This is a genomic window from Pseudomonas sp. 43mfcvi1.1 (assembly GCF_900115935.1).
Lineage (GTDB): Bacteria > Pseudomonadota > Gammaproteobacteria > Pseudomonadales > Pseudomonadaceae > Aquipseudomonas > Aquipseudomonas bijieensis.
Map to the genome: position 1 here is coordinate 176194 of NZ_UETT01000005.1, position 15188 is coordinate 191381.

At 60.7% G+C, this 15188-nt stretch carries 12 protein-coding genes; 2 read left to right on the top strand and 10 right to left on the bottom strand.

Going from position 1 to position 15188, the window contains the following annotated elements; all coding sequences use genetic code 11:
- Positions 1 to 109: 109 nt before the first annotated feature.
- Positions 110 to 361 (top strand): hypothetical protein, encoded by a 252-nt coding sequence (locus DTP52_RS11685; protein WP_109753513.1) that lies wholly within the window; start codon positions 110 to 112, stop codon positions 359 to 361.
- A gap of 120 nt (positions 362 to 481) precedes the next feature.
- On the opposite strand, the gene DTP52_RS11690 is transcribed toward DTP52_RS11685, so the two are convergent.
- From DTP52_RS11690 to DTP52_RS11730, 9 genes are all read right to left on the bottom strand, one after another.
- Positions 482 to 1462, bottom strand: a complete 981-nt coding sequence (locus DTP52_RS11690; RefSeq protein WP_109753514.1) for a peptide ABC transporter ATP-binding protein — start codon at positions 1460 to 1462, stop codon at positions 482 to 484.
- Positions 1462 to 2430 carry an ABC transporter ATP-binding protein gene (locus DTP52_RS11695; protein ID WP_109753515.1) on the bottom strand — a complete coding sequence of 323 codons (969 nt, stop codon included), beginning with the start codon at positions 2428 to 2430 and terminating at the stop codon, positions 1462 to 1464. The genes DTP52_RS11690 and DTP52_RS11695 overlap by 1 nt, the downstream gene beginning before the upstream one ends.
- Before the next feature lie 10 nt (positions 2431 to 2440).
- Positions 2441 to 3352: an ABC transporter permease subunit gene (locus DTP52_RS11700; protein WP_109753516.1), complete on the bottom strand. Its 912-nt coding sequence runs from the start codon at positions 3350 to 3352 to the stop codon at positions 2441 to 2443.
- Positions 3353 to 3362: 10 nt separating this feature from the next.
- Positions 3363 to 4373, bottom strand: a complete 1011-nt coding sequence (locus tag DTP52_RS11705; RefSeq protein ID WP_109753517.1) for an ABC transporter permease subunit — start codon at positions 4371 to 4373, stop codon at positions 3363 to 3365.
- Between the two features lie 75 nt (positions 4374 to 4448).
- Positions 4449 to 6044 carry an ABC transporter substrate-binding protein gene (locus tag DTP52_RS11710; RefSeq protein ID WP_109753518.1) on the bottom strand — a complete coding sequence of 532 codons (1596 nt, stop codon included), beginning with the start codon at positions 6042 to 6044 and terminating at the stop codon, positions 4449 to 4451.
- A 75-nt stretch (positions 6045 to 6119) separates the two neighbouring features.
- Complete coding sequence (locus tag DTP52_RS11715) at positions 6120 to 7535, bottom strand: OprD family porin (RefSeq protein WP_109753519.1); 1416 nt, start codon at positions 7533 to 7535, stop codon at positions 6120 to 6122.
- Positions 7536 to 7708: 173 nt separating this feature from the next.
- A complete protein-coding gene (locus tag DTP52_RS11720) occupies positions 7709 to 9310 on the bottom strand; it encodes an ABC transporter substrate-binding protein (RefSeq protein WP_109753520.1) in 1602 nt (533 codons plus the stop codon).
- Between the two features lie 306 nt (positions 9311 to 9616).
- The gene (locus DTP52_RS11725; RefSeq protein ID WP_109753521.1) at positions 9617 to 11242 is read right to left on the bottom strand and encodes an ABC transporter substrate-binding protein; all 1626 of its coding nucleotides are present in this window, start codon (positions 11240 to 11242) and stop codon (positions 9617 to 9619) included.
- A gap of 255 nt (positions 11243 to 11497) precedes the next feature.
- Complete coding sequence (locus DTP52_RS11730) at positions 11498 to 13099, bottom strand: ABC transporter substrate-binding protein (protein ID WP_109753522.1); 1602 nt, start codon at positions 13097 to 13099, stop codon at positions 11498 to 11500.
- Positions 13100 to 13913: 814 nt separating this feature from the next.
- Here DTP52_RS11730 and DTP52_RS11740 point away from each other — a divergent pair.
- A complete protein-coding gene (locus DTP52_RS11740; protein WP_146206850.1) occupies positions 13914 to 14159 on the top strand; it encodes a hypothetical protein in 246 nt (81 codons plus the stop codon).
- A 56-nt stretch (positions 14160 to 14215) separates the two neighbouring features.
- On the opposite strand, the gene DTP52_RS11745 is transcribed toward DTP52_RS11740, so the two are convergent.
- On the bottom strand, positions 14216 to 14932 hold the full coding sequence (locus DTP52_RS11745; protein WP_109753525.1) for an SIMPL domain-containing protein: 717 nt from the start codon (positions 14930 to 14932) through the stop codon (positions 14216 to 14218).
- Positions 14933 to 15188 lie beyond the last annotated feature (256 nt).

The following is a 15188-nucleotide window of genomic DNA, read 5'->3' on the forward strand; positions in this document are numbered from 1 at the left end:
CATTTCTGGTTGTTCTTAAGCGTCCTATCTGGTGAACCGGCCTGTTCAGAACTAGATTTTCTTGAGCGCCGTCAGGCCCCGGCTTTATCCGGAAAAGAAGGAATTGGCTATGAACAAGCTTCTACGCATGATGTTTTTGCTGAAGGTGCTGGTGATGCTGTCTCTGGGGTCTACGGCTGCGTGGGCGGAATGCGATGAGCACGAGCAGCACGCGTCGAGTGGCTCGGTGGTGCACGGTGAGTGGATGCTTGCCGCGACCGATGCGGACGCAGGTGATTCGGACGATGGCGAGGACGATGATGGTGCGCCAATCGACACGCCAGATGACGATGAGGATGCAGAGGGCGATAGCCAGACGTAGATTTCTGACCTAAAGAAAACCCCTCCAGCCCCAACTGATACTCAGTCGGGACTGGAGGGGTTTTTTAGGCCGGGCGCATGACCCCAGGCGAAGACTTACCCTTGTGGCGAGTGCTGGCTGTTACGCCGCGCCTTCGAGGAACTGCTCGGCGTAGTGACACGCTACCTGCCGGTTATCGAGCAAGCGCAGGGCCGGTTCTTCCGTCTTGCAGCGCTCGGTTGCGTACGGGCAGCGCTTGTGGAAGGCGCAGCCGGACGGTGGGTTGAGCGGGTTGGGCAGTTCGCCGACGATCTTGATCTTCGGCTTGTTCGGGTCCGGGTGGATGGTCGGGGTGGCCGACAGCAGCGCCTGGGTGTACGGGTGCAGCGGGCGACTGTAGATCGACTCGTTGGGGCCCATTTCCACCGGGCGACCGAGGTACATCACCATCACGTCGTCGGCCACGTGTTGCACCACCGCCAGGTTGTGGGAAATGAATACGTAGGCGGTGTTGAATTCCTCCTGCAAGTCCATGAACAGGTTCAGCACCTGGGCCTGGATCGACACGTCCAGCGCCGACGTCGGTTCGTCCGCCACCAGCACCTTGGGTTGCAACATCATGGCGCGGGCCAGGGCGATGCGCTGGCGCTGGCCGCCGGAGAACATGTGCGGGTAGCGCTGGTAATGCTCGGGGCGCAGGCCCACCTGCTTCATCATCGCCTGGACTTTTTCCCGCCGCTCGGTGGCCGACAGGCTGGTGTTGATCAGCAACGGCTCGGCCAGCTGATCACCGATTTTCTGCCGCGGGTTGAGGGACGCATACGGGCTCTGGAAGACCATCTGCACGTCTTTACGCAATTGCTTGCGCTCGGCCTTGTTGGCACCGGTCACTTCCTGGCCGGCGATTTTCAAGGAGCCGGAGGACGGTTCTTCGATCAGCGTCAGGGCCCGGGCGAGGGTGGATTTGCCGCAGCCGGATTCACCCACCACGGCCAGGGTCTTGCCAGCTTCCAGTTCGAATGACACACCGTTGAGGGCGCGCACGGTCGCATGGCCCTTGAACATGCCACGGGACACTTCGTAATGACGGGTCAGGTCACGGGCGGTAAGTACGACGGCCATCACGCCACCTCCTGGTTCAACGGGTAGAAGCAGCGGGCGAGGCTGTTGGATTTCGGATCAAGGGCCGGGCGTTGCTGGCGGCAGTTGTCCTGCACATAGGGGCAGCGCGGTGACAGCAGGCAGCCTTGCGGACGGTCGTAGCGACCGGGGACGATGCCGGGCAAGGTCGCCAGGCGCTCGGCGCCCATGCTGTGCTCCGGAATCGCCGCCAGCAACGCTTCGCTGTACGGGTGGGCGGGGATGTCGAACAGCTCCGGCACCTTGCCCACTTCCACCGCTTGGCCGGCGTACATCACGCACACGCGCTGGGCGGTTTCAGCCACCACGGCCAGGTCGTGGGTGATCAGCACCAGGCCCATGTCCTGCTCTTTTTGCAGGGCCAGCAGCAGGTCCATGATCTGCGCCTGGATGGTCACGTCCAGGGCGGTGGTCGGTTCGTCGGCGATCAACAGTTTCGGCTCGCCGGCAATCGCCATGGCAATCGCCACGCGCTGGCTCATGCCGCCGGACAGTTGATGCGGGTAGGCGTCCATGCGGCTGGCCGCGCCGGGGATCTCGACCTTTTCCAGCAGCTCGATGGCGCGCTTGCGGGCGGCCTTGCCGGACATCTTCAGGTGCAGGCGCAGCACTTCTTCAATCTGGAAACCCACGGTGTAGCTGGGGTTGAGCGCGGTCATCGGGTCCTGGAAGACCATCGCCAGGTCCTTGCCGACGATCTGCCGGCGCTGGCGGCTGCTCAGCTTGAGCATGTTCTTGCCGTCGAAGTTCAGTGCATCGGCGGTGACGATGCCGGGGTGCTCGATCAGGCCCATCAGCGCCATCATGGTCACGGATTTGCCCGAGCCCGATTCGCCGACGATGGCCAGTACTTCGCCCTTTTCCACGGTCAGGTCCAGGCCGTCGACCACCGGCACGGCGGTGGCGTCGCCGAAGCGAACGTTGAGATTCTTGATTTCTAGCAGTGACATGGGAATCTCCTCAGGCGGCATTCTTGAGTTTCGGGTCCAGCGCATCGCGCAAACCGTCGCCCATCAGGTTGATTGCCAGCACGCTGAGCAAAATGGTCAAGCCAGGCAGGCTCACGACCCACCAGGCGCGTTCGATGTAGTCGCGGGCCGAGGCCAGCATGGTGCCCCACTCCGGGGTTGGCGGTTGTACGCCGAGGCCGAGGAAGCCCAGGGCGGCGGCGTCGAGGATCGCCGAGGAAAAGCTCAGGGTCGCCTGCACGATCAGCGGCGCCATGCAGTTGGGCAGCACGGTGATGAACATCAGGCGTGGCAGGCCGGCACCGGCGAGGCGGGCGGCGGTCACGTAGTCGCGGTTCAGCTCGCCCATCACGGCGGCGCGGGTCAGGCGCACGTAGGACGGCAGCGAGACGATGGCGATGGCGATCACGGTGTTGATCAGGCCTGGGCCGAGGATGGCGACGATCGCCACGGCCAGCAGCAGCGAGGGCAGGGCCAGCATGATGTCCATCAAGCGCATGATGGTCGGGCCGAGCAGGCGCGGGAAGAACCCGGCGAACAGCCCCAGCAGGATGCCCGGGATCAGCGACATCACCACCGACGACAAGCCGATCAGCAGCGACAGGCGCGAGCCCTGGATCAGGCGCGAGAGCAAATCGCGGCCCAGCTCGTCGGTGCCCAGCAGGAACTGGATCTGCCCGCCCTCGAGCCACGCCGGCGGCGTCAGCAGGAAGTCGCGGTATTGCTCGCTCGGGTCGTGAGGCGCGACCCACGGCGCGAAGATCGCACAGAACACCACCAGGATCATGAACAGCAGCCCGGCCACGGCGCCCTTGTTACGGGAAAACGCCTGCCAGAATTCTTTGTACGGGGACGGATACAGCAGGCTTTGATCGACTGCTACCGCGGTAGTTGGAGTACTCATGGTTTTGATCTCAGCGCTGGTGACGGATGCGTGGGTTGGCAAAGCCGTAGAGGATGTCCACGACGAAGTTGACCAGAATCACCAGGCAGGCGATTAACAGGATGCCGTTCTGCACCACGGGGTAGTCCCGGGCGCCGATGGCTTCGATCAGCCACTTGCCGATGCCCGGCCAGGAGAAGATCGTTTCAGTCAGGACCGCACCGGCCAGCAGCGTGCCGACTTGCAGGCCGACCACGGTCAGCACCGGGATCAGCGCGTTGCGCAGGCCATGCACGAATACCACGCGCGAAGGCGACAGGCCCTTGGCTCGGGCGGTACGGATGTAGTCTTCGCGCAGCACTTCGAGCATCGAGGAGCGGGTCATGCGGGCGATTACCGCCAGCGGAATGGTGCCCAGCACGATGGCCGGCAGGATCAGGTGGTGCAGCGCATCGAGGAACGCGCCGGGCTCATCGGCCAGCAGCGTGTCGATCAGCATGAAGCCGGTCCGCGGCTCGATGTCGTAGAGCAGGTCGATCCGCCCCGACACCGGCGTCCAGCCCAGGGACACCGAGAAGAACATGATCAGGATCAGGCCCCACCAGAAGATCGGCATCGAATACCCCGCCAGGGAGACGCCCATCACCCCATGGTCGAACAGGGATCCTCGCTTGAGTGCCGCGATCACCCCGGCCAAAAGGCCCAGGATGCCGGCGAACAACAGGGCGGCCATGGACAGTTCCAGGGTCGCGGGAAACAGAGAGCTGAACTCGGTCCATACGCTTTCACGGGTACGCAGCGATTCGCCGAGGTCGCCGTGGGCCAGTTTGCCGATGTAGTCCAGGTACTGGGCATACAGCGGTTTATTGAGGCCAAGGCGTTCCATTGCCTGTGCATGCATTTCGGGATCGACCCGACGTTCGCCCATCATCACTTCCACGGGATCGCCGGGGATCATGCGAATCAACGCGAAGGTCAGCAAGGTGATGCCGAAGAACGTGGGGATCAGTAATCCCAGTCGGCGGGCAATAAAACTAAACATCTTCAGGTGTACCTCATCAGCCGGTTAGGCGTGCCCGGCAACTCTTGGGTCAAGAGCGGCCGGGCGTTTTCTTATCTACTTCACCTGGGTGGTGGCGAAGTTGTTGGTGGTGAGCGGGCTAATCACATAACCCTCTACGTTGTTGCGCATTGCGGTGAACATGCGGGTGTGGGCCATGCTGATCCATGGCAGGTCCTGGTTGAAAAGCACCTGGGCCTGTTCATAGAGCTTGATGCGTTCCTCAGGGTTCACTGTGGCGCGAGCCTGGTCGATCAGCGCCTGGAATTTCTCATTGCACCAGCGCGCGTAGTTTTCGCCGTTCTTGGCCGCCTCGCAACTGAGCATAGGCGTCAGGAAGTTATCCGGGTCGCCGTTGTCGCCCGCCCATCCGGCGGAAACCATGTCGTGCTCGCCGTTTTTCGCGCGCTTGAGCATTTCGCCCCATTCCATCACGCGGATGTCGACCTTGATTCCGACCTTGGCCAGGTCGGCCTGCATCATCTGCGCGCCGAGCATCGGGTTGGGGTTGGTCGGGCCGCCACCGTTGCGGGTGAACAGGGTGAATACGGTGCCTTCCGGCACACCGGCTTCCTTGAGCAACTCACGGGCCTTGTCCAGGTTGCGAGGCGGGTTCTTCAGGTCGTGGTTGAAGCCCAGCAGGGTTGGCGGATACGGGTTGACGGCCACGGTGGCGTTGCCCTTGCCGAACAGCGCGTTGACGTAGGCTTCCTTGTCGAAGGCCAGGTCGATGGCTTTGCGCACCCGCACGTCGCTCATGTATTTGTGGCTGGTGTTCAGGGCGGTGTAGGAGACGGTCATCGCGTCCAGTTCAGCGACCTTCAGGTTCGGGTCTTTCTTGATGCTGGGGATGTCATCCGGTTTTGGATACAGCGCGATCTGGCACTCGTTGGTCTTGAGTTTTTGCATGCGCACGTTGTTGTCGGTGGCGATGGCCAGCACCAGGGCATCGGCCGGCGGCTTGCCACGGAAGTAGTCCGGGTTGGCCTTGAAGCGCACCTGGGCGTCCTTGTTGTAGCGCTGGAAGATGAACGGCCCGGTGCCGACCGGCTTGCTGTTGAGATCGCCGGCCTTGCCTGCCTTGAGCAACTGGTCGGCGTATTCGGCCGGGTAGATCGAGGAGAAGGCCATGGCGATGTCGGCCAGGAACGGCGCTTCGCGGCGGGTCAGGCTGAACTTGACCGTGTGCTCGTCGACTTTCTCGACGCTCTTGAGCAGCTCTTTGAAGCCCATGCTTTCAAAGTACGGGAAGCCCACGCTCGACAGCTTGTGCCATGGGTGATTCGGGTCCAGCTGGCGCTGGAAGCTCCAGACCACGTCGTCGGCGTTCATGTCGCGGGTCGGCTTGAAGTATTCGGTGGTATGGAACTTGATGCCCTTGCGCAGGTGGAAGGTGTACGTCAGGCCATCGTCACTGATGTCCCAGGATTCGGCCAGGGCCGGAATCACTTCGGTGGTGCCGGGCTTGAAGTCGGCCAGGCGGTTGAAAATGGTTTCTGCCACGGCGTCGGCAGTGACTGCAGTCGTGTACTGGACCATGTCGAAGCCTTCCGGGCTGGCTTCTGTACAAACCACCAGGGGTTTGGCCGCGGCGCCAACGGCGACACTCAGCAACGCAGCGGCGATGGCTGCGCGTAGGGGGATCATGTTCATCGTCAATCCTCTGCAATCGGGTAAATGGCAAAAGACCGGGCGGTTGACCTTGTGAGTCGACCGCCCGGTGGGAGTTTAGAGAATGTTGAACGGAATGGTGGTGACCAGGCGGAACTCGTTGAGGCTGCCGTCGGCCTGGTTTTCGCTGGCGCGGTGTGCGGTGTAGGTCGCACGGATCGCGGTGGCTTTCAAAGGACCGCTCTGTACGGCATAGGACGCGCCGACGCCGTATTCATAGTGGTGCTCACCGTCCATGGCCCGCACGTCGCTATAGCCAGTGCTGTTGTAGTGGGTACCGTCGATGCCCCAGCCGCGCGCCTGGTAGATGTTGAACTTCAGGCCAGGCACGCCGTATTCGGCCATGTTCAGGCCGTAGGCGATCTGGAAGGATTTCTCGTTCGGGCCGTTGAAGTCCGACAGCAGGGAGTTGGCCAGGTAGATGCCGTTGGTTTCGTGCAGGTAGTCGAAGTACTCGTTGCCGTTCACTTCCTGGTACGAGAAGGTCAGGCTGTGGGCTTGGTGCGTCAGGCCGAACGACAGGGAGTAGGTGTCGTTGTCGATCTCGCCGAGCTTGCTTTTGCCCGAGTCCACGGTCTTGTAGTAGTTCAGGCCGGTGGTCAGGCTCAGCACCGAGCTGTCGCCCAGTTCATGGGTGGCGCCGAAGTAGTACTGGTTCCACATGTCCTCGGCCTGGGTCGCCCAGAGGCTGGTCTTCAGGCTGGCCAGGGGCTGGTAGGTGATACCGGCGGTGTTGACGTGATCGGTTTCAACGCTGCTGTCGCCGTATTCGGAACGGAACTTGCGCAGGCTCTCTTCGGTACGCGGCGAGTTGCGGTCGAAGGTGGCGATGTCAAAGCCCAGGTTTTCGAACTCTTCGCTGTGCAGGCTCACACCCTGGAAGCTGGAAGGCAGGGCACGGTTGCCGATGACGTCGACCATCGGGCTGCTGAAGTTCTGGCGGCCAGCGGTCAGGGTGGTGTTGGAAACGCGGGCCTTGACGTTGGCCAGGCCCAGTTTGCTCCACTGGCCTACGGCGTCACCGCCTTCGCGGGTCAGGGTACGGTTGTTGCCGGCGCCAGGACGGGTGGTCGGTGCGCCGCCATTGTTGGACGCCAGGTCCTTGCGGTCCTGGTCCAGGGCGATGGCGTTGTAGGCGGCCAATTCGGTGCTGAAGCCTACGGTGCCTTCGGTGAAGCCCGAGTTGTACTTGATGATAGTGCCTTGCACCCAGTTGATACGCCGGTCGGTCTCGCGTGCTTCGCCGTTCTTGCGATAGGTGAGTTTCGCGCCGCGCTTGAATTGCTCGTTGGCGTACCAGTTGCGAGTGGTGCCACTGATGGACTGGCCTTCGATGAAGCCCTTGGCTTCGCTTTGCTCGCTGGTGGTCTTGAGGGTCACTGGAGTGACCGCCTGGCTCTGGGATTCTGCATAGGCTGTCGCGGTGATGCTGCTGATGGCCAGGGCCAGTATCGCGGTGCTGCTCAGTTTCATGGGTAAAGCTCCTTTTCTTTCTTTTTTATGCCGGTCTTTTTTGGTGATACGGCTATTGGTTTTTACAACTCATTCACAGCTGGCAAACGTTTGCATGGCGCCTGATCGGCGAATTCAGGCAAGACGTCTGCGTGAGGGCTTCCAGAGGAAACCCTAGCTGCGTGGCTATACGGTTATGGGTTCAGGCTGACGCCCGAGAACACGTTGCGACCGAAGGGGCTGACTTTGAACCCTTCGACTTTGGCACTCAGCGGCTGGTTGACCGTCGAGTGGGCAACAGGGGTGATCGGCACTTGCTGCTTGAGCAACTGCTGGGCCTGTTTGTAGAGCACGGTGCGCTGGTCGCGGTCGGTGACGACCTTGGCCTGCTTGATCAGCTTGTCGTAATCCTGGTCACACCACATGGAGTAGTTGTTGCCACCAATGGCGTCGCAGCTGTACAGCGTGCCCAGCCAGTTGTCCGGGTCGCCATTGTCGCCGGTCCAGCCGATCAGGCTGATGTCGTGCTCGCCGTTCTTGGTGCGCTTGATGTACTCGCCCCATTCGTAGCTGACGATCTTCACCTTCAGGCCGATCTTCGCCCAGTCGGCCTGGAGCATCTCGGCCATCAGTTTGGCGTTGGGGTTGTACGGGCGTTGCACGGGCATGGCCCAGAGGGTGATTTCGGTACCTTCCTTGACCCCGGCGGCCTTGAGCAATTCCTTGGCCTTTTCCGGGTTGTAGGCGGTGTCCTTGATCGTATCGTCGTAGGACCATTGGGTTGGCGGCATGGCGTTGACCGCCAGTTGCCCCGCGCCCTGGTACACGGCATTGAGAATGCCCTGCTTGTTCACCGCCATGTCCAGCGCCCGCCGCACCTCGACCTGGTCGAACGGCTTGTGGCGGGTGTTATAGGCGATGTAGCCAAGGTTGAAGCCGGGCTTCTCGATCAACTGCAGCTTGGGGTCGTTTTTCAAGGCCGGCACGTCGGCCGGGCGCGGATGCAGGGTGACCTGGCATTCGTTGGCCTTGAGCTTCTGCACCCGTACCGAGGCATCGGTGTTGATGGAGAAGATCAGGTTGTTCAGCTTGACCCGTTCCGGCGCCCAGTACTGCTTGTTGGCGACGTAGCGGATGTTGGAGTCTTTCTGGTAGCTCTTGAACTCGAATGGCCCGGTGCCGATCGGTTTCTGGTTGATGTCGCTCGGCTTGCCGTTCTTGAGCAACTGGTCGGCGTATTCGGCCGACAGGATCGCGGCGAAACTCATGGCGATGTTCTGGATGAACGCGGCGTCCACGCTGTTGAGGGTCATGACCACCGTCAACGGCCCGGTCGCTTCCACCTTGGCGATGTTCTTGTTCAGGCTCATGCCGTTGAAGTACGGGAACTCGGTGGGGTAGGCCTTGCGGAACGGATGCTGCGGATCGAGCATGCGGTTGAAGGTGAACAGCACGTCGTCGGCGTTGAAGTCCCGGGTCGGGGTGAAGTAGTCGGTGGTATGAAACTTCACGCCTTCACGCAGGTGAAAGGTGTATTTCAGGCCGTCCTCGGAAATGTCCCAGCTGGTCGCCAGGCCCGGAACGACATTGGTCGCGCCTTTTTCGAACTCGGCCAGGCGGTTGTACAGCGGTTCGGCGGCATCGTTGTCGGTGGCCGTGGTGTATTGCGCGGTGTCGAAACCGGCGGGGCTGCCTTCGGAACAGAACACCAGGCTGCCGTCAGCGGCCTGGGCTGCGGATGTCGCGGCCAGCAGGCCGGTGCCCAGCAATGCGGATAAAACCAAGGTATGGCGCATGTGGCTCCCTCTCTCGTTCGGGGTGTTTTAACAGTGAACCGGTATTTGTCCGGGGACAGGTCCGGAGCACTGAGCTCATTCCATTGCGTAGCGATGCCGCAGGGCAGGCAAGCCGTCCAGGCCTCGACGGTATGAGTCGTGGACCGGTCGGTAAATGCGTAATGCCTGAAAGACTTGTGGGAAAAGGCGATACGTCCTAAACCAACTGCTGTGGTACGCAGTGTTTTTGGATGTAGGCGATTTCCTGAGTCTTGGTCTCGGCCGATAAAGCAACGGCGACGTTGAAGACGCCGCCGTTGCCTATCTTTATTTGCTGACGCTGACGCCGTAGAAGGAGTTCAAGCCGAATGGGCTGATCTTGAAATCCTGCACGTTGGCGCGCATGGGTTGATACACCGTCGAGTGAGCGATAGGTGTCATCGGCACGGCATCCTTGAGGACGTGTTGTGCCTGTTTGTACAGTTCGGTGCGCTTGGACTGGTCGGTGGTGCGCTTGGCTTCCTTGACCAGGCCATCGAACTTCTTGTCGCACCATTTGGAGAAGTTGTTACCGGCCAGCGAGTCGCAGCCGAACAGCACGTTGAGCCAGTTGTCCGGGTCACCGTTGTCACCGCTCCAGCCGATGATCATCGCCTGGTTCTCGCCGCCTTTGGAGCGCTTGATGTACTCACCCCATTCATAGCTGACGATGTTGACGTTCAGGCCGATCTTCTTCCAGTCGGACTGCAGCATCTCGGCCATCAACTTGGCGTTCGGGTTATACGGACGCTGGACCGGCATCGCCCACAGGGTGATGTTGGTGCCTTCCTTGACGCCGGCTTCCTTGAGCAGCGCCTTGGCTTTCTCAGGGTCGTACTTGGCGTCCTTGATGGTGGTGTCGTAGGACCATTGGGTCGGTGGCATGGCGTTGACGGCCAACTGGCCGGCACCCTGGTAGACCGAATCGATGATCTGCGGCTTGTTGACCGCCATGTCCAGCGCCTGGCGGACTTTCAGGTCAGCCAGCACGTTCGGCTCGTTGCTGCCCTTGATCTTGTCCATCACGTTATAGGCGATGTAGCCCAGGTTGAAACCGGCCTGGTCAGGCATCTTCAGCGTCTTGTCTTCCTTCAGGGCCTTGAGGTCGGCCGGGCGTGGGAAGAGGGTGATCTGGCATTCGTTTTTCTTGAGTTTCTGCATGCGCACCGACGGGTCGGTGGTGATGGCGAAGATCAGGTTGTCGATCTTCACGTCCTCAGGCTTCCAGTAATCCTTGTTCCCGGTGTAGCGGATGTTGGAGTCTTTCTGGTAGCTCTTGAACACGAACGGGCCGGTGCCGACCGGCTTCTGGTTGATGTCGGGTGCCTTGCCTTCCTTGAGCAGCTGGGCAGCGTACTCGGCGGACTGGATCGAGGCGAAGCTCATGGCCATGTTCTGGATGAACGCGGCGTCGACATCCTTGAGGGTGAACTTGACGGTGTGGTCGTCGACTTTGTCGATCTTGGTGATGTTGGTGTCCATCCCCATGTCGGTGAAGTACGGGAATTCGGTCGGGTACGCCTTACGGAACGGGTCGTCCTTGTTGATCATGCGGTTGAAGGTGAACAGCACGTCGTCGGCGTTGAATTCGCGGGTCGGCTTGAAGTACGGGGTGGTGTGGAACTTGACGCCTTCACGCAGGTGGAAGGTGTAGGTCAGGCCGTCTTGGGAAATATCCCACTTGGTCGCCAGGCCAGGAATCACAGCGGTGCCGCCGCGTTCGAACTGGGTCAGGCGGTTGAACATGGTCTCTGCAGAGGCGTCGAAGTCGGTTCCGGTGGTGTACTGACCAGGGTCAAAACCGGCCGGGCTCCCTTCGGAGCAGAACACCAGGTTAGTCGCGGCTTGGGCGAAAGGTGCGCTGGCTAGTAAGCTGGCACCGACTAAAAACGGAATGACCGCTTGTTTAAGCATGTTGGCCTCATGATTTGTTGTCATTTTTGGATTTGAGGGCGACCTCGTGAGTCGTCCTGCGGATACTTATGCAGGCCCCATACCCAATGCAAGATCCAGAGCGGTCACAAGTCCGAAACAGTGGCACGAACGTACCTTAATGTCGCATCTGTGTAACTTCCGACGCATTTGATCGTTTGCGCGTGTTTTTTTGAGGAAAAACGCGCCCTTTCCCGGTGCGCTGCGCAGCCGCAATGCACCGGAAATGGGCGGGTGTTACTTCTTCAAACCCACGCCGTAGAAGGGTGTGAGGCCGAATGGGCTGAGTTTGAAATCCACCACTTGCCTGTTTATTGGCTGGAATACCGTGGAGTTGGCGATCGGGGTGATCGGCACCTGTTGCTTGAGGATTTTCTGCGCTTGTCGGTACAAATCGATACGTTGCTGGCGGTCGGTCGAGACCTTGGCTTGCTGGATCAAGCGGTCATACGCCGGGTCGCACCACTTGGCGTAGTTGCTGCCCTTGACCGCCGCGCAGCTGTACAGCACGCCCAGCCAGTTGTCGGGGTCGCCGTTGTCGCCGGTCCAGCCGTAGATCATTGCATCGTGTTCGCCATTTTTTGCACGCTTGATGTACTCGCCCCATTCATAACTGACAATGTTGGCCTTGATCCCGATCTTGGCCCAATCCTGCTGGATCATCTGCGCAGACATTCGTGCATTGGGGTTGGAGGCACGTTGCACCGTCATCGCCCATAAATCGATGGTGGTACCCGGTGCAACCCCGGCCTCCTTGAGTAGCGCCTTGGCCTTGGTCACGTCGTGGGGCGCGTCCTGGATGGTCGGGTCGAACGACCACTGGGCCGGCGGCAAGGCGTTCTGTGCCAATTGCCCGGCGCTCTGGTACACGGCCTTGATGATCGCCGGCTTGTCGATGGCCATGTCCAGCGCCTGACGGACCTTGAGCTGGTCCAGGGGCGGGTGCGTGACGTTGTAGGCCAGGAAACCCAGGTTGAAACCGGGCTGCTTGAGCACTTGCAGGTTCGGGTCTTGCTCGATCACTTCGATGTCGGCCGGGCGTGGGTAACCACTGACCTGGCATTCGCCACGCTTGAGTTTTTGCAGGCGTACGGCGGCGTCCGGGGTGATGGAGAAAATCAGGTTGTCGAGCTTCACGTCCTCGGGTTTCCAGTACGCCGGATTGGCGGCGTAGCGGATCTGCGAGTCCTTCTGGTAGCGCTTGAACACGAACGGACCGGTGCCGACGGGTTTCTGGTTGAGGTCGCTGGCCTTGCCTTCCTTCAGCAACTGCGCGGCGTACTCGGCGGATTGTACGGATGCAAAACTCATCGCCAGGTTTTGCACGAAAGCCGCGTCGACGTTGTTCAGGTTGAAGCGCACGGTGTGCTCGTCGACTTTCTCGACGCTCTTGATCGTGGTGTTCAGGCCCATGTCGGTGAAGTACGGCGACTCGGTGGGGTAGGCCTGGCGGAATGGGTGTTGCGGGTCGAGCAGGCGCTGGAAGGTGAACAGCACGTCGTCGGCGTTGAACTCGCGGGTGGGGGTGAAGTAGTCGGTGGTGTGGAATTTCACGCCTTCACGCAGGTGGAAGGTGTAGGCCAGGCCGTCGGGTGACACGTCCCAGCTCGTGGCCAACCCGGGTTCGACCTCGGTGCCGCCGCGCTTGAATTGGGTGAGGCGGTTGAAGACGGTTTCGGCCGAGGCATCGAAGTCGGTGCCGCTGGTGTATTGGCTGGGGTCGAATCCGGCGGGGCTGGCTTCGGAGCAGTAGACCAGGGTGGTGGCGGCTTGGGCTATTGGGGCGCTGCTGATCAGGGCTAGGGTGAGCAGGAGGGGCTTGAAGGTGGTTCTGTCCATGAAATCCCTTGGGGTGGTGACGGTTTTCAGGAGGGTAGCGTTGTGGGTGGGGGTGTTGGAAATATCGAAAAGTGAGGGGGACTGTTGGGTTTGGGTATAGCGCTTTGGACGAGGCGGCCTGACAGCCGGCCAGGATGTTGTTGACCGGGTACATATCCATTGCTGCGGTAACGGCCACTTATGGTTTCGCTTTTACAGCGACTCACTTTCGAAGAGCGCGAAAGTAAGCAAAGCGCTTTTGCCCCACCACTCGGCACCTCACTCCGGCATTGCTCCGTGGGCCCGCCGCGAAGGGCCATCCATGGCCCAGCGCGGCTATCCCGGCATCCATGCCGGGATGCCCACTCCACAATGCCTGCGTTCGGCCATCGTGGTTAACGGGGCGCCGAGATCAACGTCCACCGCGAGGCGGCCTAACAGCCGACCTGGTTCTTGGTGGGACCGCGTTCCCCTGTGGGAGCGAGCTTGCTCGCGATGGCGGCCTGAGGGCCAACCTCAAATTGCTGGCCGACCACAAAATCGTGGCGAGGGAGCTTGCTCCCGCTGGGGCGCGAAGCGGCCCCAACAGCAGCGACTGCATCCAGCTGATACACCGAGGTGTCAGGTTTGGGGCTGCTGCGCAGCCCAGCGGGGATAAATCCTCTCGCCACCGGGTTTCTCCTCGCAAGTTTGAGCGGTTCGGTCTGTATGGGCGTCCACCTGTCAGCTCTGACAGTAGACGGTCTCGGGGGCGTGGTTAGGATGCTGGATACGGGCGTGCTTTATTCAAAGCAGCGATGCCGTACCGATCTAACTTAACGGATGAGGTTCGATGATGGCCGCTAACGAAATCCGCATATCACTTAAAGATCTTGATCGTGATGAAAACCCTGAGGTTCGGCTCAAGTTCTACCGTGACGAACAGTGTTACCTCGATACCTTTGTGTCGTCCTCTCTGAAGGATGACCACTACGACAAGGTGGGGATAAAAACTGATTTAAACGAGGATGGCGCGCGCGACGGGCAAGATATTGAGTTGCTCACCCAACTCGCGCAGGCGGCGGTGCCTTTGCTGAAGTAAACAATGCAGCAGGCAATTTGATCGTTCCCACGCGGGCGTGGGAACGATCAGGCGGGTTACTGCATCAACACCTCAATCACCCCATCCGCCGCCATCGTCACTTGGCTGGTGCCCGCTTCCACTTCCGGCGTAACCGACTCAGCATCCATGGACGCCGCTTTCATCATCATCTGCGGGCGCATGAACGGCTGTGGATAACCGTTGGTGTTGAAGTTCAGGTTGACGATTTTGTAGCCCTTGCCGCCCAGGGCGTCGGTGGCCAGTTGGGCGCGGGCCTTGAAGGCGTTGACGGCGTCTTTGAGCAGGGCGTCTTCGCTGCTTTGGCGCACGGCGGTCGAGATGGCGAAGTCCATGCCGCCCATTTTCATATCGGTGAGCAATTCGCCGGTGAGCTTGGACAGGGCGGCGAAGTCGGCGCTTTCCAGGCGCAGTTCGGCGCGTTCGCGCCAGCCGGTGATTTTCCCGCCTTTGTTGTCGTAGATCGGGTAGCTGCTGCGGCTGCCCTGGCGCAGGGTGATGTCCTTGACTTGTTTGGCCTGGCCGATGGCTTTGTTCAGTGTGGTGCTGACGGCTGCGGCGAGTTTGGCCGGGTCGGTGTTCTGTTCCTCGGTGTAGAGGGTGACGATCATCAGGTCGCGCGCTACGTCCTTGTTGACTTCGGCGCGTAGAGAAATCTGGTTGTAATGCAGCTCATCGGCGGCCAGGGCCGGCAGGCTGGCGAGGGTGCCGAGGCTGAGGGCGAGCAGGGCGGCGGGGCGACTGAACGTGTGCATGAAAGCTCCTTGGGATGAGGCGCAGGGGTAAGGTCCGGGCCTGCGTGAACGGTAAGACTCTAGCTTTTATGGGTGGGTTCGCACAGTTACAACTTCTATACAGATTGCGGGTGGGAGGCTTTTTGTGGCGAGGGGATTTATCCCCGCTGGGCTGCGCAGCAGCCCCAATAGTGTCATGACACTGGTTCAGTGTGATGGCTGATCTTTTGGGGGCGCTTCGCGCCCCAGCGGGGATAAATCCCCTCGCCACAAGGTC